Consider the following 20,431-nt stretch of genomic DNA (forward strand, 5'->3'; position numbering starts at 1 on the left):
GGCGGTGTATGCAACCCGGCGACCTTAGCCGGCAGTGGCGCACCGCACAAGTCGCGCCCCGCCTAAACAGGGATAATGCTGCGACGCACCACTCCGGGCTTCCGCATGACTGCACGTCGCGACGTATCGAACGTCCCATTCAGGCGCCTGCTCGATGACTACGCCGTGCGCCGGCCGGAGGACGCGGCCGTTGTCGCGCACTTCGTGGAGCTGCTCTCGGAGACGGCGCACGACCCGTTCGCGCGCGAACGCCTCGCCGGCCACTTCACCGGATCCGCCTGGCTCGTCGACCGCACGGGCGAGCGCGTGCTGCTTACCCATCACCGCAAGCTCGCCCGATGGCTGCAGCTCGGCGGCCATGCCGACGGCGATGCGGACCTCGCGCGGGTCGCCCTGCGCGAGGCGGAGGAGGAGTCGGGACTGACGGGGCTGACGCTCGAGTCCGGCCTGTTCGACTTGGACCGCCACTGGATCCCCGAGCGCCACGACGTACCGGCGCATTGGCACTACGACGCACGCTTCGTCGTGCGCGCAGGCGATGACGAAGCGTTCGTCGTGGGCGAGGAATCCCTCGACCTCGCATGGCGCCGCGTCGATTCGCTGGTGGACGATCCCGACGCCGACGACTCCGTGCGCCGGATGGCGCGCAAGTGGCTCGCGCGCGCCGGCTGATCCGGGTTCAGTCCTCGATGCGCTCTTCGAACGGCGCGAGCAGGGCAATCACGCGCGCATCGTCGCGGTAGCGCGCGCGGAGGTCGGCGAGCCGCCGGTCCGTGCCCGCGCAGGCGGTGCGCACGCCTTCGACGAGCGCACGGCGTCGTGCACGGTCGGCGTCGGAATCCGTCTCCGGCCAGGGCTCGCCGCGGAAGTGATCGCAGGCGTCGCGGTCCTCGACGAAGGCGCGAACGTCGGCCGGATAGGCGCACAGGTCCGCACCTGCCGTCGAGAGTCGGGGCGGCACGCAGCTGCCAGGCGCAGCCACGACGGGCGTGCCCGCCGACGACACGCGATCGCCCGCCGGCGCGCTCGCGCAGCCCGCCAAGGCGACGGCGAGCGCGAGCACGGTCAGCTCAGTCCGCACGGCCGGCGAACTCGCCCGTCGTCGTGTTGACGAGCACGCGCTCTCCCTGGGCGATGTATTCGGGGACCATGATCTCGATGCCCGTCGACAGGCGCGCGGGCTTCGGGCGCTTGGTCGCCGTACCGCCCTTGAGCTCCGGCGGCGTCTCGATCACCTCCAGCACGACCGACTGGGGCAGCTGCAGCCCCACCGGCGCGTCGTCGATGATCTGCACGTAGCAACCCGCGAGGTCGGGCACGATGTAGCCGGCCATGTCGCCGACGCTCGCGGCGTCGAGGGTGTACGGCGTGTAGTCCTCGTCGTCGAGGAAGACGAAGGCGTCGCCGTCCATGTACGAGAACGTCGCCTGGCGCCGCGCGAGGTCGACCTCGCGCAGGTCGTCGTCGCCGTCGAAGCTGGCGTCGAGCTTGTTGCCGCCGGGCACGCTGTACATGGTGAAACGGAAGCGCACGTTGCCGCCGCGGCCCTGCGGGCTGCTGCGCTCGATGTCGCGGATCTGGTAGACGCCGCCGTTGTGCTCGACGACGTTGCCCTTCTTGATGTCGTAGGCCTTCATTGCAGTCCCCGGTTACTTCGGCGCGAGGCGCGTCGCGCCGTCGAGGCGGATGGTCTCGCCGTTGAGGTAGGTGTTGCCGAGGATGTACGCCGCCAGGTCGGCGAACTCCTCGGGCCGGCCCAGGCGCGACGGGAACGGGATCGACGCCGCAAGAGACTGCTGGACGGACTCCGGCATGCCGTCGACCATCGGCGTCCAGAACACGCCGGGTGCAATGGTCATGACGCGGATGCCGAAGCGCGCGAGCTCGCGGGCCATCGGCAGCGTCATGCCGACCACGCCGCCCTTCGACGCCGAGTACGCCGCCTGGCCGATCTGGCCTTCGTAGGCCGCGACGGACGCGGTGTGGATGATCACGCCGCGCTCGCCGTCGTCGCCGGCCTCGTTGCCCTGCATCACCTGCGCACAGGCCTTGGCGACGTTGAAGCTGCCGATGAGGTTCACCATCACGGTCGTGGCGAACTGCGACAGCGGCATCGGGCCGTCCTTGCCGAGCATGCGCCCGGACCCGAGGATGCCCGCGCAGTTGACCGCGACATTGAGGCCGCCGAGGAATTCGACGGCCGCAGCGACGTTCGCAGCGACGCCGGCTTCGTCCGTCACGTCGGTGCGCACATAGCGCGAGGCGGCCTCGCCGAGCGACTGCACCGCAGCCGCGCCCTTCTCGTCGTTCACGTCGAACAGGACGACGCGCCCACCGGCGGCGACGATCCGCTGGGCGACGGCGAAGCCGAGGCCGGAGACGCCGCCGGTGATGACGGCGCGGGCGTTGGAGAGCTGCATGGGGGGTCCTCGAAGCGGGGAGGCGGCGATTCTAGCGGCTGGCGACGGCTTTACGGCGTTGGGCGGCCCAGGCCGTCGCGGTGTGGGCGGACGGGCTCAGCAGATCGAAAGCACGACACCGTCGCCGCGTTCGGCGGCGCCGGAATAGAAGCGGACGAGCTCGCGGAAGTTTTCGACGAGGTAGTCGAGCGCCTCGTCCGCGTCGCGTGCGCACATGTCGGCGAGGTAGACATCCGCGGCCTGCATTGCAGGTGGATCGAAGCGGGAACGGAACTCGGCGTCGTCGATGCCGGCGAGCGCCGTCGCGACCTCGCGTACTGCGCCCGGGCGCAGCAGGCGGGCGGGCCCGTACCCAACGTCCTCGCCTGCAGGCTCGCCGCCGAGGATGGCCGCGGCGAGCGGGCCGTCGCCGCCCCAGGCATCGCCCGTAAGCATGTAGTGGATGCAGTGCCAGGCCTTGTCGAGGTCCGTCGCCGCGGTCGGCTCTCCGTCCTCCTCGTCGATGAGCGCCTCGATCAGCTCGGGATCATCACGGAGCCGTTCGAGCGTGGCGGCATCGACCGCGTGCAGGCAGGCGAGCATTCCCATAGCAGGTCCTTCAGCGTTGTGGGCGACGTCGCCGCAACTTACGGCAGGCCGATGGCACGTGCCACCTTGCCTGAGGGCCCGTGCACCGGCTTAGGCGCCAAGGTTCGGCCGCAACGCGCCCGTGGCGACGAAGCTGCACCGTTGCGGAGAACCATGCGGCTGGACGTCGAACAGACGTGCCGCAGGTCCACGCGATGCGCGACAGAGCCGCGCGCGGGCCTACAGGGCCCGCAGGTAGAAGGTGTTGCAGCCGCCATGGCCGGTGGCACCCATCGGCGCATCGATGCGACGGAAGCCGCTGCGCTCGTAGAGCCGCATCGCCGCGTCCATGCCGGTGAGTGTCTCGAGGTAGCAACGCTCGAAGCCGAAGCCGCGCGCTGCGTCCAGGCAGCGGGCCATCAGGGTTGCGCCCGCACCCAGGCCACGCGCCTCGGGGAGGAAGTACATCTTGCGCAGTTCGCAGGTGCCGGCATCGCCGCCTTCGAGCTGCGCGACGCCGCCGCCGCCGACCACGCGGTCGTCGACCTCGACGACGAAGTACGCGCTCCGTGGCGACGAATAGGCGCGTGACATCCAGTCGACCTCGGGATCGTTGATCGCGAAGCCCGCTCCGCTGGCGCCGAACTCGGGCATCACGCTTCGGATGATCGAGGCGACGGTTGCATCGTCGCGCGCCTCGATCGGTCGGATGGAATACGCGGTCATGCGGCAGCTCCCAGCGCGCGGGCGACACGGCTCGACGTCTCGCGGCCGAGCAGGCCGGAGAGCCACTGACCGACCGTGACCAGTGCATCGAGATCGACCCCGGTACGCAGGCCGAGGCCGTGGAGCATGTAGATGACGTCCTCGCTGGCGACGTTGCCGCTCGCGCCGCGCGCGTACGGGCAGCCGCCGGTGCCGGAGACGGCGGAATCCACCACGCGCACGCCTTCCTCGAGGCAGGCGAGGACGTTCGCGAGCGCCTGGCCGTAGGTGTCGTGGAAATGCACCGCGAGCGCCTGCATCGGCACCTCGTTGGCGACCGCGCGCAGCATCTGCCGGGCCTTGCCCGGCGTGCCGACGCCGATCGTGTCGCCGAGCGAGATCTCCTCGCAGCCCATGGCATGGAGAGCGCGCGCGACCCGCACGACGTCCGGCATCGGCACCGCACCCTGGTAGGGGCAGCCGAGCACCGTGGAGACGTAGCCCCGCACGCGCACGCCGTCGGCCTTTGCACGCTCCATCACCGGCGCGAAGCGCTCGAGCGACTCGTCGATCGAGGCATTGATGTTCTTGCGGTTGAATGCTTCCGACGCCGCGGTGAACACGGCGATGTGGTCCACGCCGACCTCGCGTGCGCGCTCGTAGCCCTGCAGGTTCGGTACCAGCACGGGATAGCGGACCCCCTCGCGGCGCTGGATGCCGCGATAGACATCGGCGGCATCGGCGAGCTGCGGCACCCACCTGGGACTCACGAAGCTCGTCGCCTCGACTTCGACGAGGCCGGTCGCGGAGAGGCGATCGATCAGCGTGATCTTGTCGGCGGTCGCGATCGTCGCCTTCTCGTTCTGCAGGCCGTCGCGCGGACCGACCTCGACGATCCGTACGAAGTCGCCGTTCATGCCGAGGCCTCCAGCGTCACGAGCACCGCATCGGCCTCGACGAATTCACCGGGCGTGGCGCGCACTTCCGCGATCGTGCCGGCGCGCGGTGCCTTCAGGCTCAGCTCCATCTTCATGGCCTCGATCACCATCACTTCCTGCCCGGCGGTGACCGCATCGCCCGGCGCGACGCGCGCGACGACGACCCGCCCCGGCATCGGCGCGGCGATGCGATCGGCGCCGCCGGCGACTGCGCCGCCGGTCGCCTCGTGCAGCGGCGCTTCGACGAGGCGCAGCCGGCGCTCGCCGTCGTGTACCGACCAGTCGCGCCCGCCGCCGGCGACGGTGTACCGCCGTGCCGTGCCGTCGATGCGAAGGCTCATGACGTCACCGTGGAGGCGTGCACCGGCGATCTCGTGGCGGCGGTCGCCGAGCTCTACGACGTAGGCCCCCGCCGCGCCGCTGGCGCGCACCACACGGCGCTCGCCGTGATGCAGCACCGCGAATCGCGTGGATGCACGCCCGCCGATGCGCCAGCCGTCGCTTGCGGCCCAGGGGGACGTCGGATCGCCGGACGCCGCGATGCAGCCGCGCGAGGCGCGCTCGCGACCAAGCAGGCGCGCCACGATCGCCGCGACGAAGGCAACGGCCGACGCGCCGGCCTCGGACCCGACGAACTCGTCGAGGTGGCGGTCGAGGTAACCCGTGTCGATCGTGCCGCCGACGACGGCCGGATGGCGCACCAGGCGCTCGAGGAACTCGACGTTCGACTTCGGCCCGGCGATCTCGCACGCCGCCAGCGCGTCGCGCAGCCGCGCGAGTGCCTGGGCGCGGTCCGCACCGTGCACGATGAGCTTGGCGATCATCGGGTCGTAGAAGATCGTGACCGTGTCGCCTTCGACCACGCCGGAATCGACGCGTACGCCGTCACCGTTCGACGGCAGGCGCAGGCGCTCGAGGCGGCCCGAGCCCGGCAGGAAGCCCGCATCCGGATCTTCGGCGTACAGCCGCACCTCGATCGCATGGCCACGCTGCGCGAGCGCATGCTGGGCAAGAGGCAGCGGCTCGCCAGACGCGACACGCAACTGCCACTCGACGAGGTCGAGGCCCGTCACCATCTCGGTGACCGGATGCTCGACCTGCAGGCGCGTGTTGATCTCCATGAAGTAGAAGCCGCCGTCCTGCCCGACGATGAACTCGACGGTGCCGGCATTGACGTAGTCGATCGCGCGCGCGGCCTGCACCGCCGCATCGCCCATCGCACGGCGCAGCTCCGGCGTCAGGAACGGCGAGGGCGATTCCTCCAGCACCTTCTGGTAGCGGCGCTGCGCGGAGCATTCGCGCTCGAACACGTGGATCGTGTTGCCGTGGCGGTCTGCGAAGACCTGGATCTCGATGTGGCGCGGCTGCTCGATGTAGCGCTCGAGCAGCACGCGGTCGCGACCGAAGGCGTTGCGCGCCTCCCGCTGGCAGCTTTCGAGATTCGGCAGGAATTCCTCGGACGTGCGCACGATGCGCATGCCCTTGCCGCCGCCGCCGTGCGCCGCCTTGATCATCAGCGGGTAGCCGATGCGGTCGGCCTCGCGCTGCAGCAGGTCGGGCGACTGGTCCTCGCCGGTGTAGCCGGGCACCACGGGCACGCCCGCGGCCTGCATCAGCTCCTTCGCGCCGGCCTTGCTGCCCATCTTGCGCATCGACGCCGCTGGCGGGCCGATGAAGGCGATGCCCGCGGCCTCCACGGCGTCGGCGAAGTCGGCGTTCTCGCTGAGGAAGCCGTAGCCCGGGTGGATCGCCTGCGCGCCCGACTTCAGGGCGACGTCGAGGATCGCATCCGCGCGCAGGTAGGACTCCTGCGGGCGCGGGCCGCCGATGCAGTAGGCCTCGTCGGCCTGGCGCACGTGCTGCGCGTCCGCATCCGCCTCCGAGTAGACGGCCACGGTGCGGATGCCGAGCGCGCGGCAGGTGCGGATGACGCGGCAGGCGATCTCGCCGCGATTGGCGATCAGGATCTTGTCGAACACTCAGGCCGATTCCGGTGCGTGGCAGACGGCTTCAATGTTGTGGCCGTCCGGGTCGAGGACGAAGGCCGCGTAGTAGTGCGGCCCGTAGTGCGGGCGCGGGCCGGGCGCGCCGTTGTCGTGCCCCCCGGCGGCGAGGCCCGCGGCGTGGAAAGCCTGCACGTCGGCACGCGTCTTCGCCTCGAAGGCGACGTGGACGGATGCGATCCCGCCCGGCTCGCGGCCGATCCAGAACAGCGGGCGGCCCGGGGGACCGAAGCCGCAAGCGGGCTCGCCGCTCTCGGCCTGCTCGGGCGTGGCCTCCATCACGATCGAGTAGCCCAACGAGGCCATGACCGATTCGTAGAAGCGCTTGCTTCGTGCGTAGTCGGAAACGGGAATTCCGAGGTGGTCGAACACGATCTGCTCCTCACGGCGCCCAAGCGGGCCTGCGTTTGTCGAGGAAGGCGCCGAGGCCTTCCTGGCCCTCGGGCGAGACGCGAAGCGCCGCGATCAGCGCGGCGTTGTCGGCGTCGTGGCGGTCGCGATCGGCGTGCGACGCCACTCGTCGCACGAGTCGCTTCGCCTCCGCAGTGGCGATCGGGCCGGCCTTAAGCAGCAGGTCGACCTGCCGCTGGACGGCGGCATCGAGCGCGTCGGCATCGTCGACCACCTCGTGCAGCAGGCCGATGCGATGCGCGGTCGCGGCATCGAACAGCTCGGCCGTGGCGAACCAGCGCCGTGCCTCGCGCGGGCCGATCGCCTCGACCACGTATGGCGAGATCACCGCAGGCAGCAGCCCGAGCTTGCTCTCGGTGAGCCCGAACTTCGCGTTCGGCGTTGCGATGGCGATGTCGCAGCAGGCCACGAGGCCGACGCCGCCGCCGAAGGCCGCGCCCTGGACCCGCGCGATCGTCGACTTCGGCAGCTCGTCCAGGCCGCGCATCAGGCGGGCGAGGGCGAGGGCATCGTCGCGATTGGCCGCCTCGCTCGCGGCGGCCATGCCGCGCATCCAGTTGAGGTCCGCGCCGGCGGAGAACGACGCGCCTTCGCCTTCCAGCACCACCACCCGCACGTCCGGATCGGCCGCGACCGCCGCGAGCGCGCCGTTCAGGGCCGCGATGAGCGTCGCGTCGAAGGCGTTGTGCAGCTCGGGCCGGTTCAGCCGCAGGCGCGCGACCGGCCCGTCGCGGAGGTGGAGCAGGGGATGGCTCATGGCGGGCGCGCGGGGGAAAGCTCGTGATCATAGCCGTTGAGCCAGCGGCCATTGGGGTTGCGGGGTGGTAGAATCGAGAACGATTCCCATTTGGCCGGCATCCGCCTCGTGAGACTGTCCGAACTTCCCCGGCGCACCGCGGCCACCGTGCTCGACGTCGAGGACGCCGCCCCGGGCGACGTCATCGCACGACGCCTGCGCGAGCTCGGCTTCGTCGGCGGCGAGCGTGTCGAAGTGATGGCTGCCGGGCCGGTGGGTGCCGAGCCGCTGCTGGTGCAGGTCGGTTTCACCCGCTTCGCGCTGCGCCGCCGCGAGGCCGCGCGCGTGCGCGTCGAGACCGGTGCGGTGGACGCCTGAGGCCCGCATGAGCAGCGACGTCATCCGCCTGGCCCTGGTCGGCAATCCCAACTGCGGCAAGACGGCGCTCTTCAACCGCCTCACCGGCAGCCGGCAGAAGGTCGCCAACTACGCGGGGGTCACCGTCGAGCGCAAGGAGGGCCGCTTCGTCGCGCCGTCGGGGCGCCAGTACGTCGTACTCGACCTGCCGGGCGCCTACAGCCTGCAGGCGGCGAGTCTCGACGAGGCCGTCACCCGCGACCTCTGCCGCGGCTTCTACCCCGGCGAGCCGGCGCCGGACGTCATCGTCTGCGTCGTCGATGCCACCAACCTGCGCCTGCACCTTCGCTTCGCGCTCGAGGTCCGCTCGCTCGGCCGGCCGATGGTGGTGGCCGTCAACATGATGGACGCCGCACGCCGTCGCGGCATCCGCATTGATCTCGACGTGCTCGCCCGCGAGCTCGGCGTGCCGGTGGTGCCGACGGTAGCGGTACGCAGCGGCGGCGCAGCAGGGCTCGTGCAGCTGCTCGACGCCGGCGCCGCGGCATTGCCGCCCGCCACGGATCCGCATGTGCAGGGCGTGGATCTCGACGACCTGCACGCGCGCGCGCGGCACATCCTAGAGGCGGCGGTCACCATGCCGCGGCGCACGGCGGCGATCGACGATGCGCTCGACCGCTGGCTGCTGCATCCGGTCTTCGGCCTGCTCGCGCTGGTCGTGGTGATGTTCCTGATCTTCCAGGCGGTGTTCGCCTGGGCCGCGCCGGTCGCCGAGCTGATCGACGCGGGAACGGGCTGGCTCGGTGGCGCCGTCACCGACGCGCTGCCGCCGGGCCCGCTGACGAGCCTGCTGGCCGACGGCGTGATCGCGGGCCTCGGCGGCGTGATCGTTTTCCTGCCGCAGATCCTGATCCTGTTCTTCTTCATCCTCGCGCTCGAGGAATCGGGCTACCTGCCGCGCGCGGCGTTCCTGCTCGATCGCACGATGTCGGCGGCGGGGCTGTCGGGGCGCTCCTTCATTCCGCTGCTGTCGAGCTTCGCCTGCGCCATTCCCGGGATCATGGCGACGCGCTCGATCCAGGATCCGCGCGATCGCCTCGCGACGATCCTCGTCGCGCCGCTGATGACCTGCTCGGCACGCCTGCCCGTGTACACGATGCTGATCGGCGCCTTCATTCCGCGCGAGCAGGTCGGCGGTGTCTTCAGCCTGCAAGGCCTCGTGCTGTTCGGGCTCTACGTCGCCGGCATCCTGAGTGCGATGGCGGTGGCCTGGGTCATGAAGAAGTGGCGGCCGGACAAGCGCGAGCATCCACTCATGCTCGAGCTGCCGTCCTACCGCGTGCCGCATCCGCGCGACGTGCTGATCGGGCTGTGGGAGCGCGCATGGATCTTCCTGCGCCGAGTCGGCGGCATCATCCTGTCGCTGACCATCCTGCTGTGGTTCCTGCTGAATTTCCCGGCACCGCCGGAAGGTGCCGCTGCTGCCGCGATCGACTACAGCCTCGCCGGCCGCCTCGGCAATGCGCTCACGACCGTATTCGCGCCGCTCGGCTTCAACTGGCAGATCTGCATCGCACTGATCCCTGCGCTCGCCGCGCGCGAGGTGGCCGTGTCCTCGCTCGCGATGATCTACGCGCTGCAGGTCGCGGACGACGAGGCCGCCATCAGCGCGCTGCAGCCGATCCTGGCCGACACCTGGTCGCTCGCGACGGGCCTCGCGCTGCTCGTCTGGTTCATCTACGCGCCGCAGTGCCTGTCGACGCTCGCGACGATCCGGCGCGAGACAAATTCCTGGCGGCAGGTCGGCATCGCGGCGGGCTACCTGTTCGCACTGGCGTATCTCGCATCGCTGGTGACCTACCAGCTCGCCCGCGGGCTCGGCGGCTGACGATGCAGACCGGCCAGCTGCTGCAGCATGTGCTCGTCGCGCTTGCCGTGCTGGCCAGCGGCGGCTACGTGCTGCACGACCGCATGCCGACGGCGACCCGTCGCATGCGCGGCTGGGTCGCCCTGCGGTGCATCGATGCGGGCCCGGCGTGGCTACACCGTATCGGCCTGCGGCTCGCGCCGCCGGTCGCCGCGGGCGGCGCCTGCGGCGGGTGCAACGGCTGCGGTACGCGCAACTGATGTAACGCCCGTGTCGCCGCCTGGCGCGACGACGTGCATGCCTCGCTTCAGTCGCCGACGCGGCCACGAACACGAGCAGCCACCGTCACCATTCGCGTTGCACTCAGTCACCTGCCAAGCGGTTGCACGATCGGCGAATGCAGTCGGGCAGGGCACTAGCCGGGATGACGACCCCCCAAATGCAGAGACCCGCGGCACGCGCCGCGGGTCCCGATCGCTTTTCGCGGATTGGCGAATGCCCGGCGTCAGCGACGCCGACCCTTGCCGGCCGGCATCGCATGCGTCTCCACCGCCACGCTGAAGCTGCGCCGTTGCGTGCCCTCGAGCGCGCCCACGCCGACCACCTGCCGCGTGACCTCCTCGCCACGCTCGTCCCGGATCACCAGCACCATCGTGTATTCGACGGCCTCGCCCGGACGATCGGATTGCAGCACGCCCTCCACGAGCAGCGACGTCGACCGGTCACGCGCGCCATCCGCCGGCGCCTCGAAGCGCAGGTGGTGCCGGCACGCGGGGCAGACCGCGGCGCTGTCGAGGATGGTTGCCTTGCAGTGCGGACAGGTCCGTGTCGCGCCCGGGGTACCGGGACGGGCCGGATTCATGCCGTGCCGCCGGCCTCCGGCGTGCCACGGTCGGCCTTGGTCGATGCCGTGCCCGAGGTCGTCCCGGGCGCGGTCGCAGGCGCCGCGGCCTCCCAGCCGAACTCGACGCGGCCGCGCATCTTCGCGCCCGGCGCGACCGTCACCACGCCTGCATTGACGTCGCCGACCATGGAGCCGCTCTCGACGATCTCCACGCGCTGCGCGGACTCGATGTTGCCCTCCAGCTCGCCGGCCACGTTGACGCGGCGCGCGCGCACGCCGCCGTTGACGCGTGCGCCGACCTCGATCGTGAGATCGCCCTCGACCGCGATGTCGCCCGTGAAACGGCCGGCGATGCGGACGTGGCCCGAGCCCTGGATGCGGCCCTCGATCGACAGGTCGGAGGCGATCACCGACTCCTTGGTGTCGCGGGTCGCGCGCATCGGCGACGCGGCCGGTGCGGACGAGGTCATCGGCGACGCGGCCTGCGGCGCGAACGAGAATTCGTTGGCGTCGGGCTGCTTGCCGAGTGCGGACTCGGGCTGCGGCGCAGCGCCGTTGGCCTCACGCTTCGGGGTGGAATTCGGGAAGATCGCCATGACGGCTCCTGGGTAAGGGGCCAACCGCCTGCCGGTGCGCATGACGCGGTCGGCCCAGCTGCCCGTGCCGGAGCACGGGCCGGGGGAAGGTCGACCTTATCACGCGCCCTACACACCAAATCCGTGACGCAGCCTGCAGCGCACCACGCACGCAGGCGGCGTGCAGCCGGCGCTCAGCAACGCGCAGGCTCCAGCGATGGGCGCGGCGTGTTCATCGTTGGACGCGCGTGACACCGCACCGCATCGCGATCAGCGCAACGGGCATGCAGGTCGGGTGCAGAGACGTTCGCCGTCGAAGCGAAGCGGCCGCCGCCTGCGGGCACCACGCAACCGTTCGACTCCGCGCCTGCGTTCAACCGGCAGGCGGGCGCATCCGCCTACATCCGGAACACGCCGAACCGCGTGCGCTCCTCGATCGGCGCATTGAGGCTCGCCGACAGCCCGAGGCCGAGCACGCGGCGGGTGTCGATCGGATCGATCACGCCGTCGTCCCAGAGCCGCGCGGTCGCATAGTAGGGGCTGCCCTGCGTTTCGTACTGGTCGCGGATCGGAGCTTTAAACGCCTCCTCGTCCTCGACGCTCCACGGCTGGCCCGCACCTTCGAGCGCGTCGCGACGTACGGTCGCGAGCACGCTCGCCGCCTGTTCGCCACCCATCACAGAGATGCGTGCATTCGGCCACATCCACAGGAAGCGCGCGCCATAGGCACGGCCGCACATCGCGTAGTTGCCGGCGCCGAAGCTGCCGCCGATCACCACCGTGAACTTCGGCACGTGCGAGCAGGCCACGGCCGTCACCATCTTCGCGCCGTCCTTCGCGATGCCCGCGTTCTCGTACTTCCGGCCCACCATGAAGCCGGTGATGTTCTGCAGGAACACCAGCGGGATGCCGCGCTGGTTGCACAGCTCGATGAAATGCGCGCCCTTGAGCGCGCTCTCCGAGAACAGGATGCCGTTGTTGGCGACGATCCCCACCGGATAACCGTGCAGGTGCGCGAAGCCGGTCACCAGCGTCTTGCCGTAGCGTGCCTTGAACTCGTGGAAGTCGCTGCCGTCGACCAGCCGCGCGATCACCTCACGGATGTCGAACGGACGACGCGTGTCCTTCGGCACGATGCCGTAGAGCTCGTCGGCGGGGTAGAGCGGCTCGCGCGCAGGTACCGTGGCGACGGGCAAGACCTTCCGGCGGTTGAAGTTCGCCGCGATGTCGCGCGCGATCTGCAGCGCATGGTCGTCGTTCTCGGCGAAGTGATCGGCCACGCCCGAGACGCTGGTGTGCACGTCCGCGCCGCCGAGGGCTTCCGCGTCGACCACTTCGCCGGTCGCGGCCTTCACCAGCGGCGGGCCGCCGAGGAAGATCGTCCCCTGTTCCCTGACGATGATGCTCTCGTCGCACATCGCCGGAACATAGGCACCGCCCGCGGTGCAGCTGCCCATCACCACCGCGACCTGCGGAATGCCGACCGCCGACATGCGCGCCTGGTTGTAGAAGATGCGGCCGAAATGTTCCTTGTCCGGGAAGACCTCGTCCTGCATCGGCAGGAACGCGCCGCCGGAATCGACGAGGTAAATGCAGGGCAGGCGGTTCTCCATCGCCACTTCCTGGGCCCGCAGGTGCTTCTTGACCGTCATCGGGAAGTAGGTGCCGCCTTTGACCGTCGCGTCGTTCGCGACGACGACGACCTCCTGGCCCATTACGCGCCCGATGCCGCAGACGATGCCGGCCGCGGGCGCCGCATCGTCGTACATGCCCTCCGCCGCCAGCGGTGCGATCTCGAGGAAGGGCGAGCCCTCGTCGAGCAGCCCGGTGATCCGATCGCGCGCGAGCAGCTTGCCGCGCGCGGTGTGCTTGTCGCGCGCCTTGTCGCCGCCGCCCTCCGCCGCACGCGCAAGGCGCCGTCGCAGCTCGTCGACCAGGGCGCGATGGTGCTCGGCGTTCTCCTGGAACTGCGCGGAACGGGGGTCGAGCTGCGTGGGAAGCGCGGGCATGGGCGGACGGGTCTGCGGGGACGCGCGATCAAACCACAAGCTTGCGTGCCGGGCTACTGCGGCTCACGCGCCACAGGCGATCGCGGCCGCGTATCCGGAAATGCGCGGCGCATTGGAAGCAAAAAAGAAGGCCCGCTTTCGCGGGCCTTCCAGTGCAGCAGCTTCGAAGCGAAGTGATTACTTCTTGGCTTCTTCGGCAGCGGCTTCGGCCTTGTTGGCCGTCTCGTTCGCAGCCTGGGCGGCGTCCGTGGCAGCCTCGGCCGTCGCGTTCGCGGCGGTGGCAGCAGCCTCGTTGGCGGCGGCGGTCGCGGCGTCGGCAGCCTGGTCGACAGCAGCGCCAGCCTCGGCAGCGGCTTCGCCCGTGGCGGCAGCGGCGGCGTCGACGCCTTCGGCGGCGGCGTTGCCGGCAGCGGCGGCGGCGTCGGCAGCGGCGGCGCCCGCGGCGTCGGTCGCGGCGCCGGCCTCAGCGGCCTCGCCCTGGGCCGTAGCGGTTTCGTTCTTGCAGGCCGACAGAGCGAGGACGGCGGCGGCGAGGAGCACGTAGAGCTTGGTGTTCATTGCATTCTCCGGAGGAGTTGTCTGAAAAGAAAAAGAACTGCAGTCAGGCAACGCCAGTGCGCGCATCGCTCGGCTCGGGGCCGGTCTATCGTTCACTGACCATGGAAAAAGCCGCCGGATCACCGACGGCTTTTTCACATCTTACAACAGTCGCTAACGAATGTTAGTTGCCGTTGTTGTTCGTGGCAGCGCCGGCCGAAGCAGCGGACTGCTCGGCAGCGTCCTGCGCCTGCTCGGCGGCGTCGGCCGCGTTCTCGGCGGCGTCGGCGGCGTCGCCGGCGTCAGCCGAACCGGTCGCACCGGCGTCGGCCGAGGTGGCGGCGGCGTCAGCAGCGGCGGCGGCGGAGTCGGCAGCCTGCTGGGCAGCAGCGCCCGCAGCGGCGTCGCCCGTAGCGGCGGCGTTGTTGGCGGCTTCCTGGGCTTCGCCCGCGGCCTCGCTGGCCTCGGCAGCTGCGTCGGCAGCCTGATCCTTGTTCGCGCAAGCCGTCAGGGCCAGGCCCAGAGCCAGGGCGAGCAGCGCCTTATTGATGTTCATGGTTCGATTCCTCGTCGTGGTTTTAGGCAACGCGCAGTTGCGCGCCATAGACATGATGACAAGCGGCCGCTTCATGTCAAGCGATCGCATGACCAACGGCACATCACATTTCTTTAACTTCAGATGAGCTCGACGGCGATCGCGGTGGCCTCGCCGCCGCCGATGCACAGCGAGGCGACGCCGCGACGCCCGCCACGCGCCTGCAGTGCATGCAGCAGCGTCACGACGAGACGCGCACCGCTCGCGCCGATCGGGTGGCCGAGCGCGACGGCGCCGCCATTGACGTTGAGCTTTTCATGCGGGATGCCGAGGTCCTTCATCGGCGCCATCGCGACGCAGGCGAAGGCCTCGTTGACCTCGAACAGATCGACGTCGTCGACCGTCCAGCCCGCCTTCGCGAGCACGCGGCGCATGGCTTCGACGGGGGCGGTGGTGAACCATTCGGGCTCCTGCGCGTGTCCGGCCTGCGCGACCACGCGTGCGATGGGCGTGGCGCCCAGGCGCTGCGCGGCGTCGGACGACATCAGTACCGCGGCGGCGGCACCGTCGGAAATCTTCGAGGACGTCGCGGCGGTCAGCAGGCCATCCTTGCCGAATGCCGCACGCAGCGACGGGATCTTCGACGCATCGATCTTGCCCGGCTCCTCGTCGGTGTCGACGACGACTTCGCCCTTGCGGCCCTTGACCGTCACCGGGACGATCTCGGCCTTGAACGCGCCGGAGTTCACCGCGTCCTGCGCGCGGCGCACGCTCTCGGCGGCGTAGGCGTCGAGCGTCTCGCGGCTGTACTCGTAGCTGCTGCAGGTCGCGTCGCCGAACACGCCCATCGCCTTGCCGTCGTACGGATTGGTCAGGCCGTCGTGGGCCATGTGGTCGAGGAACTCGGCCGAGCCGTAACGCACGCCGGTGCGGGAGTTGTTGAGCAGGTGCGGCGCGTTGGTCATCGACTCCATGCCGCCCGCCACCACGACCTCGGCGGAACCCGCGCGGATCATGTCGGCGGCGAGCATCATCGCCTTCATGCCCGAGCCGCAGACCTTGTTGATGGTGATGCAGGCCGCCGAGGTCGGCACGCCTGCGGCGATCGCCGCCTGGCGCGCCGGCGCCTGGCCGAGGCCCGCGGGCAGCACGCAGCCCATAAGCACTTCCTGCACGGAATCGGCCGGGATGCCGGCCTGCTCGATGGCGCCCTTGATCGCCGCGGCGCCGAGCGCCGGGGTGGGGACGCCCGTGAACTGGCCGAGGAAGGAACCGATGGCGGTGCGCTTGGCACCGACGATGACGACGTCGCTCATGGCGATCTCCGTGGGGGCCGGCCCGGGGCCGGAATCACCCGATTATGCGGCGGCTTGTTGCGGTGCCGCAAACGCCCATGCGTACGATGCCCGAGGCCTTTCGTTAGCGCCGCGTGAGGCCTGAAACGACAAAGGACCGCCGGGGGGCGGTCCTTCGTGGCCAACGTTGCATCCGGCTCAGGCGTTGCCGGCGAAGAGCTCGCGCCCGATCAGCATGCGACGGATCTCGTTGGTGCCGGCGCCGATCGCGTAGAGCTTGGCGTCGCGCAGCAGGCGGCCGGTCGGGTACTCGTTGATGTAGCCGTTGCCGCCGAGGGACTGGATCGCCTCGAGGGTGACCTGCACCGCGGCCTCGGAGGCATTGAGCAGGCAGGAGGCCGCGTCGATGCGCGAGCGGTGGCCCGCGTCATAGTCGCGCGCCACCTGGTAGGCGAAGGCCCGCGACGCCTGCAGCGCGGTGTACATGTCCGCGACCTTGCCCTGCATCAGCTCGAAGCAGCCGATCGGCATGTCGAACTGCTTGCGCTCGCGCACGTAGGGCAGGGTGATGTCCATCGCGGCCTGCATGAGGCCAAGGGGGCCACCGGTGAGCACGAGGCGCTCGGTGTTGAGCCCGCTCATCAGCACCTTGACGCCGTTGTGCACGTCGCCGAGCACGTTCTCCGCGGGGATCTCGCAGTCCTCGAACACCAGCTCGCAGGTGTTCGAGCCGCGCATGCCGAGCTTGTCGAGCTTCTGCGCGGTCGAGAAGCCCTTCATGCCCTTCTCGACGAGGAAGGCGGTCATGCACTTGCTGCCGGCGTCCTTGCCTGCGGTGCGCATGTAGACGATCAGCACGTCGGCCTCGGGGCCGTTGGTGATCCACATCTTGTTGCCATTGGCGACCCACGCGCCGTCGCGCAGCTCCGCGCGGCAGCTCATCGAGCCGACGACGTCCGAGCCGGCGCCCGGCTCGCTCATCGCCAGCGCGCCCTTCCACTCACCGGTGCAGAGCCTGGGCAGGTACTTCTGCCGCTGCGCCTCGTTGCCGTTGGCATACAGGTTCGAAACGCACAGGTTGGAGTGCGCGCCGTAGGACAGGCCCACCGAGCCCGAGGCGCGCGAGATTTCCTCCATCGCCACGAGATGCGCGAGGTAGCCCATCTCGCTGCCGCCGTACTCGCCGGGCACCGTCAGGCCGAGCAGTCCCATCTCGCCGAGCTTCGGCCACAGGTCCTGCGGAAAGGCGTTGTCGTGGTCGATCTGCGCGGCACGCGTCGCGATCTCGGACTCGGCGAAGCGGCGGACCGCGTCGCGCAGCGCATCGATCTCTTCACCGAGGGGGAAAGGTCGCATCGTTCAGTGCCTCGCGTTTTCGTTCGTCGCGCGATACGGCGAAAAGACACCGCCGGAGGCGACGCGGGTGCGTTACCCACAACCCCCCTTGAATCAAGGGGGGCGCCGTGGCAGCGGCGGGGTCGTGGGAGCTGACAACTGGGCCCGAGTTTTTCGCTATGCGAAAAACGCAGGGGATCTATCGGTCAAAGACCGATAAATCAGTGCCCGCCGCGGATACGACCCTCGAAGCGCGGCTTCGAGCGGCCCAGCGGCAGCTTGAGCTTGCCGAGCATCGCGATGCGCTCCTCGGCCATGCGGTCGGCGGCCTTGTAGGTCGGGATGCCGTCGCGGTCGGCGATCTCGTAGATGCGCGCAAGGTTGTGGTAGATCGTGCGCATCATGCGCATCGCCCGCTCGCGGTTGTAGCCGGTGATCTCCAGTGCCACGTTCATCACGCCGCCCGCGTTCACCGCGTAGTCCGGGGCGTAGACGATGCCGCGCTTCTCGACTTCATCGCCGATCGCATTGTTGGCGAGCTGGTTGTTCGCGGCGCCGCAAATGACCTTGGCCTTCAGGCGGGGCAGCGTCTTCTCGTTGACCGTACCGCCCAGCGCGCACGGCGAGTAGACGTCGGCCTGCACGTCGTAGATCTCGTCGGTGCCCACCGCTTCGGCGCCGAAGTCCTCGACCGCACGGTCGACCAGCGACTTGTTGATGTCGGTCACGAACACCTTCGCGCCGCGCTCGCGCAGCAGCTTCACGAATTCCATGCCGACGTGGCCCAGGCCCTGCACGGCGTAGGAGTAGTTGCCGACTTCCTCGTTGCCATACTTGCGGTTGAGCGTGGCCATCAGGCCCTGCAGCGTGCCGTAGGCAGTGAACGGCGAGGGGTCGCCCGAGCCGCCGTGCACCTGATGCACGCCGGTGACGAACTCGGTCTCGCGGTAGACGTATTCCATGTCGTTGACGTCGATACCAACGTCCTCGGCGGTGATGTAGCGCCCGCCGAGGGAGTCGACGAACTTGCCGAACGCGCGGAACAGCGCCTCGGACTTGTCCTTCGCGGGGTCGCCGATGATCACCGCCTTGCCGCCGCCGATGTCCAGGCCCGCGACCGCATTCTTGTACGTCATGCCGCGCGACAGGCGCAGCACGTCGTTAAGCGCTTCCGCCTCGCTGGCGTACGGCCACATGCGCGTGCCGCCCAGAGCGGGACCGAGCACGGTGTTGTGGATCGCGATGATGGCCTTGAGGCCCGCGTCCTTGTTGTGGCAGAAGACGACCTGCTCGTGGCCGGTGGTGTCGAGGGTTTCGAAGATCATCTCGGGCTCCGCGCCGGCGCCGACGAGCGCGCTCCGCGCGTTCCGGCCGACTGGTTGGTTAAGTCGTTGAATCGAAAGGGACGCGCGATGTGCCCGGCGCGATCGGCCCGACACAGAAGCGGGATTTTAGTCCATTCGCGTTGCGCGGGCGTCCACCGCGAAGGGCCGGGGCTCGCGAGGCGCGCGCCGCACGGCACATGCGCCGGCGTACGTCGGCAGACTTCAGGGGGTCGCAGACGAGCTCGACACGGGCTTGAGCGCGACGATGTACAGGCGCAACACCGACGCGCCCACGTTGCGCGTGGCGGCGACGTCGGCAGGCAGCGCCCGCACTTCGCCGGCACGCCAGTGCTCGACCACCGCCGCCTCGCCCGGCGCCTTGCGCTCGAGCATGCCGTCGTCGAGCGCCCGGACCATGCGGAACGGGCGCGCGAGCAGCCGCGCGGTCGCCCCCGGCTCGAAGCGCACCTCGTAGGCGCGGACCCGCGCGTCCTCGTACAGCTCGGTGGTCACCGCCTTCGGCGGCTCGCCCGCCCGGGCCGCCGACGCCAGCATCAGCATCACGAGCGCGATCGTCCGCATCAGCGCCGTCTCCCGTGGTCGTTCGAACCGATCAGTACGCGCGATAGGCGCGCTCGCGCAACCACAGCGTGGCCAGCCACTTCTCGCCACGCTCGACGGGCAGGCCCGCATGCAGCGAGTCGGGCACCGGGCGGCCTTCGGCATCGAGGCTATCGAAGACGACGGCGCGGCCGGCCTCGGGCTCGATGCGCACGCCCGCGGCGGGGAAGTCGGTGGCGCCGCCCTCGAGCGGAGTATTGAGGTAGGCGCAGATCGTGCGCATGCGGTTGCCGGCGGCCGGGCGGTCGCGCTCGATCGCCTCGGGCGGCAGGTCGTCGCGGTGCGGGCGGTATTCCTGGCCGGGCCCGTAGCGCAGCACGATCAGCTGTTCGGCCTGCACGAGCTCCACGCCGGCCGCCGACGCCATCCGCAACTGCACCAGGCGCAGGGCGAAGTCCTCCAGCAGCGGGTCGAACGCGGCATCGCTGCTGGTGCGCAGGGCCTTGCGGGCCGCTTCGCCGGCGGCCGCGTCGTGCACCTGCGAGGGCCGCAGCAGGGGCTGCGCGCTGGCCACCAGCAGGCGACATTCGTCGACGGACAGCAGCCCGTCGACCTGCGCGATCCGTGGCGTCTCCGACAGCCGCGTCTGCGGCGGGGGCTCGGTCACCTCGTCGAGCGCCAGCGTCGACGGCGGCACGGTGCGGCGCGGCGCAGCCGGAACCGCGACGATCTCCGGAAAGTCAGGGAACCCGCCCTCGCGCAGCCTGGCGCGGAGCTGCTGCGCCGCCTCCGGATTGGCGGTGACGCCTTCGCCGCGACGCAGCCGCTCGGCCAAGAGCTGTGCCGCGACGGCGTCGCCGCGGCCTGCGGCGTGGTCGAGCAGCTGCACGGCCAGGGCCTGGTCCTGCAGGTTCGGCTTGCGGCCGAAGTGGATCGCCGCGGCGCGCAGCGCGGGCGGATGGCCCGCCTGCACCGCGGCCAGCAGGCGCGCACCGACCTTTTCGTCGCGCGGCAGGGCCACGCCGCCGAGCCCGATCAGCGCCAGGAAGTAGCCGCCGATGGGCTGTCCGGCGGCCTCGGCGCGCTCGAAGGACCGCACCGCGAGCTCGACGTCCTCATCCGTGCCGACCCCGTACAGGTGCATGCGGCCGACCTCGATCATCGCGGGCGCATGCCCCGCCTTGGCGGCGCGCACGTGGACCTCGAAGGCCTCCTCCATGCGCAGCGCGGCCACCAGAGCGGTGGCGTAGCGGAACAGGGCATCGGGCGCGCCCGATTCGGCAGCGCCGCGCAGCGTGTCGAGGTCATGCGGATTCGTCATGGCGACAGCGTAACCGACCCTACGCAGGCCTCGGGCGGCGTACGGAGCCCGCGCTACAATCGGCCCATCCTTAGAAATAGATGCGTGCGC

The 20,431-nt window shown here is 70.3% G+C and carries 23 protein-coding genes; 4 read left to right on the top strand and 19 right to left on the bottom strand.

Features of this window, described 5'->3' with window-relative positions:
* The first annotated feature begins 105 nt into the window (after positions 1–105).
* Complete coding sequence (locus ACYVJJ_RS08440) at positions 106–672, top strand: NUDIX hydrolase (protein WP_460832676.1); 567 nt, start codon at positions 106–108, stop codon at positions 670–672.
* 7 nt (positions 673–679) lie between these two features.
* On the opposite strand, the gene ACYVJJ_RS08445 is transcribed toward ACYVJJ_RS08440, so the two are convergent.
* The 9 genes from ACYVJJ_RS08445 to ACYVJJ_RS08485 form a co-directional block, all read right to left on the bottom strand.
* Positions 680–1,081, bottom strand: coding sequence for a hypothetical protein (locus ACYVJJ_RS08445; RefSeq protein WP_460832678.1), 402 nt, complete (start codon positions 1,079–1,081; stop codon positions 680–682).
* The gene (gene yeiP, locus ACYVJJ_RS08450) at positions 1,071–1,637 is read right to left on the bottom strand and encodes an elongation factor P-like protein YeiP (protein WP_460832680.1); all 567 of its coding nucleotides are present in this window, start codon (positions 1,635–1,637) and stop codon (positions 1,071–1,073) included. The genes ACYVJJ_RS08445 and yeiP overlap by 11 nt, the downstream gene beginning before the upstream one ends.
* 12 nt (positions 1,638–1,649) lie before the next feature.
* Complete coding sequence (locus tag ACYVJJ_RS08455; protein WP_460832681.1) at positions 1,650–2,420, bottom strand: SDR family NAD(P)-dependent oxidoreductase; 771 nt, start codon at positions 2,418–2,420, stop codon at positions 1,650–1,652.
* A gap of 96 nt (positions 2,421–2,516) precedes the next feature.
* Positions 2,517–3,008 carry a YfbM family protein gene (locus ACYVJJ_RS08460; protein ID WP_460832682.1) on the bottom strand — a complete coding sequence of 164 codons (492 nt, stop codon included), beginning with the start codon at positions 3,006–3,008 and terminating at the stop codon, positions 2,517–2,519.
* A gap of 219 nt (positions 3,009–3,227) precedes the next feature.
* Entirely contained in the window at positions 3,228–3,713 is a 486-nt protein-coding gene (locus ACYVJJ_RS08465) for a GNAT family N-acetyltransferase (RefSeq protein WP_460832684.1), read from the bottom strand.
* Positions 3,710–4,609, bottom strand: coding sequence for a hydroxymethylglutaryl-CoA lyase (locus ACYVJJ_RS08470; protein ID WP_460832685.1), 900 nt, complete (start codon positions 4,607–4,609; stop codon positions 3,710–3,712). The genes ACYVJJ_RS08465 and ACYVJJ_RS08470 overlap by 4 nt, the downstream gene beginning before the upstream one ends.
* Positions 4,606–6,609 carry an acetyl/propionyl/methylcrotonyl-CoA carboxylase subunit alpha gene (locus ACYVJJ_RS08475; protein WP_460832687.1) on the bottom strand — a complete coding sequence of 668 codons (2,004 nt, stop codon included), beginning with the start codon at positions 6,607–6,609 and terminating at the stop codon, positions 4,606–4,608. The genes ACYVJJ_RS08470 and ACYVJJ_RS08475 overlap by 4 nt, the downstream gene beginning before the upstream one ends.
* A complete protein-coding gene (locus ACYVJJ_RS08480) occupies positions 6,610–7,005 on the bottom strand; it encodes a VOC family protein (protein WP_460832688.1) in 396 nt (131 codons plus the stop codon).
* Between the two features lie 10 nt (positions 7,006–7,015).
* Complete coding sequence (locus ACYVJJ_RS08485; protein ID WP_460832690.1) at positions 7,016–7,801, bottom strand: enoyl-CoA hydratase-related protein; 786 nt, start codon at positions 7,799–7,801, stop codon at positions 7,016–7,018.
* Positions 7,802–7,909: 108 nt separating this feature from the next.
* Between ACYVJJ_RS08485 and ACYVJJ_RS08490 the strand changes: the two genes are divergently transcribed.
* The 3 genes from ACYVJJ_RS08490 to ACYVJJ_RS08500 are packed head-to-tail and all read left to right on the top strand — an operon-like array spanning position 7,910 to position 10,264.
* Positions 7,910–8,158, top strand: a complete 249-nt coding sequence (locus tag ACYVJJ_RS08490; protein ID WP_460832692.1) for a FeoA family protein — start codon at positions 7,910–7,912, stop codon at positions 8,156–8,158.
* A 7-nt stretch (positions 8,159–8,165) separates the two neighbouring features.
* Positions 8,166–10,025 (top strand): ferrous iron transporter B, encoded by a 1,860-nt coding sequence (feoB, locus tag ACYVJJ_RS08495; protein WP_460832693.1) that lies wholly within the window; start codon positions 8,166–8,168, stop codon positions 10,023–10,025.
* A 2-nt stretch (positions 10,026–10,027) separates the two neighbouring features.
* On the top strand, positions 10,028–10,264 hold the full coding sequence (locus ACYVJJ_RS08500; RefSeq protein WP_460832695.1) for a DUF6587 family protein: 237 nt from the start codon (positions 10,028–10,030) through the stop codon (positions 10,262–10,264).
* 245 nt (positions 10,265–10,509) lie between these two features.
* Here the strand turns inward: ACYVJJ_RS08500 and ACYVJJ_RS08505 are convergent, their stop codons facing one another.
* The 10 genes from ACYVJJ_RS08505 to ACYVJJ_RS08550 all read right to left on the bottom strand — a co-directional run bounded on the left by ACYVJJ_RS08505 (position 10,510) and on the right by ACYVJJ_RS08550 (position 20,341).
* On the bottom strand, positions 10,510–10,866 hold the full coding sequence (locus ACYVJJ_RS08505) for a hypothetical protein (protein WP_460832697.1): 357 nt from the start codon (positions 10,864–10,866) through the stop codon (positions 10,510–10,512).
* Positions 10,863–11,444 (bottom strand): bactofilin family protein, encoded by a 582-nt coding sequence (locus ACYVJJ_RS08510; protein ID WP_460832699.1) that lies wholly within the window; start codon positions 11,442–11,444, stop codon positions 10,863–10,865. Before ACYVJJ_RS08510 ends, ACYVJJ_RS08505 begins: the two co-directional genes overlap by 4 nt.
* 377 nt (positions 11,445–11,821) lie before the next feature.
* On the bottom strand, positions 11,822–13,432 hold the full coding sequence (locus ACYVJJ_RS08515) for a carboxyl transferase domain-containing protein (protein WP_460832701.1): 1,611 nt from the start codon (positions 13,430–13,432) through the stop codon (positions 11,822–11,824).
* Positions 13,433–13,609: 177 nt separating this feature from the next.
* Positions 13,610–13,990, bottom strand: coding sequence for a hypothetical protein (locus ACYVJJ_RS08520; RefSeq protein ID WP_460832703.1), 381 nt, complete (start codon positions 13,988–13,990; stop codon positions 13,610–13,612).
* 163 nt (positions 13,991–14,153) lie between these two features.
* Positions 14,154–14,525 (bottom strand): hypothetical protein, encoded by a 372-nt coding sequence (locus tag ACYVJJ_RS08525; protein WP_460832704.1) that lies wholly within the window; start codon positions 14,523–14,525, stop codon positions 14,154–14,156.
* A 119-nt stretch (positions 14,526–14,644) separates the two neighbouring features.
* Positions 14,645–15,820 (bottom strand): thiolase family protein, encoded by a 1,176-nt coding sequence (locus ACYVJJ_RS08530; protein ID WP_460832706.1) that lies wholly within the window; start codon positions 15,818–15,820, stop codon positions 14,645–14,647.
* Positions 15,821–15,997: 177 nt separating this feature from the next.
* The gene (locus tag ACYVJJ_RS08535) at positions 15,998–17,155 is read right to left on the bottom strand and encodes an isovaleryl-CoA dehydrogenase (protein ID WP_460832708.1); all 1,158 of its coding nucleotides are present in this window, start codon (positions 17,153–17,155) and stop codon (positions 15,998–16,000) included.
* 200 nt (positions 17,156–17,355) lie between these two features.
* Positions 17,356–18,459 carry a Glu/Leu/Phe/Val dehydrogenase dimerization domain-containing protein gene (locus tag ACYVJJ_RS08540; protein WP_460832709.1) on the bottom strand — a complete coding sequence of 368 codons (1,104 nt, stop codon included), beginning with the start codon at positions 18,457–18,459 and terminating at the stop codon, positions 17,356–17,358.
* 222 nt (positions 18,460–18,681) lie between these two features.
* Positions 18,682–19,041 carry a hypothetical protein gene (locus ACYVJJ_RS08545; RefSeq protein ID WP_460832711.1) on the bottom strand — a complete coding sequence of 120 codons (360 nt, stop codon included), beginning with the start codon at positions 19,039–19,041 and terminating at the stop codon, positions 18,682–18,684.
* 31 nt (positions 19,042–19,072) lie between these two features.
* Positions 19,073–20,341: a 2OG-Fe(II) oxygenase gene (locus ACYVJJ_RS08550; protein WP_460832712.1), complete on the bottom strand. Its 1,269-nt coding sequence runs from the start codon at positions 20,339–20,341 to the stop codon at positions 19,073–19,075.
* Between the last annotated feature and the right edge of the window lie 90 nt (positions 20,342–20,431).

The organism is Lysobacter humi (ex Lee et al. 2017) (genome assembly GCF_054781815.1).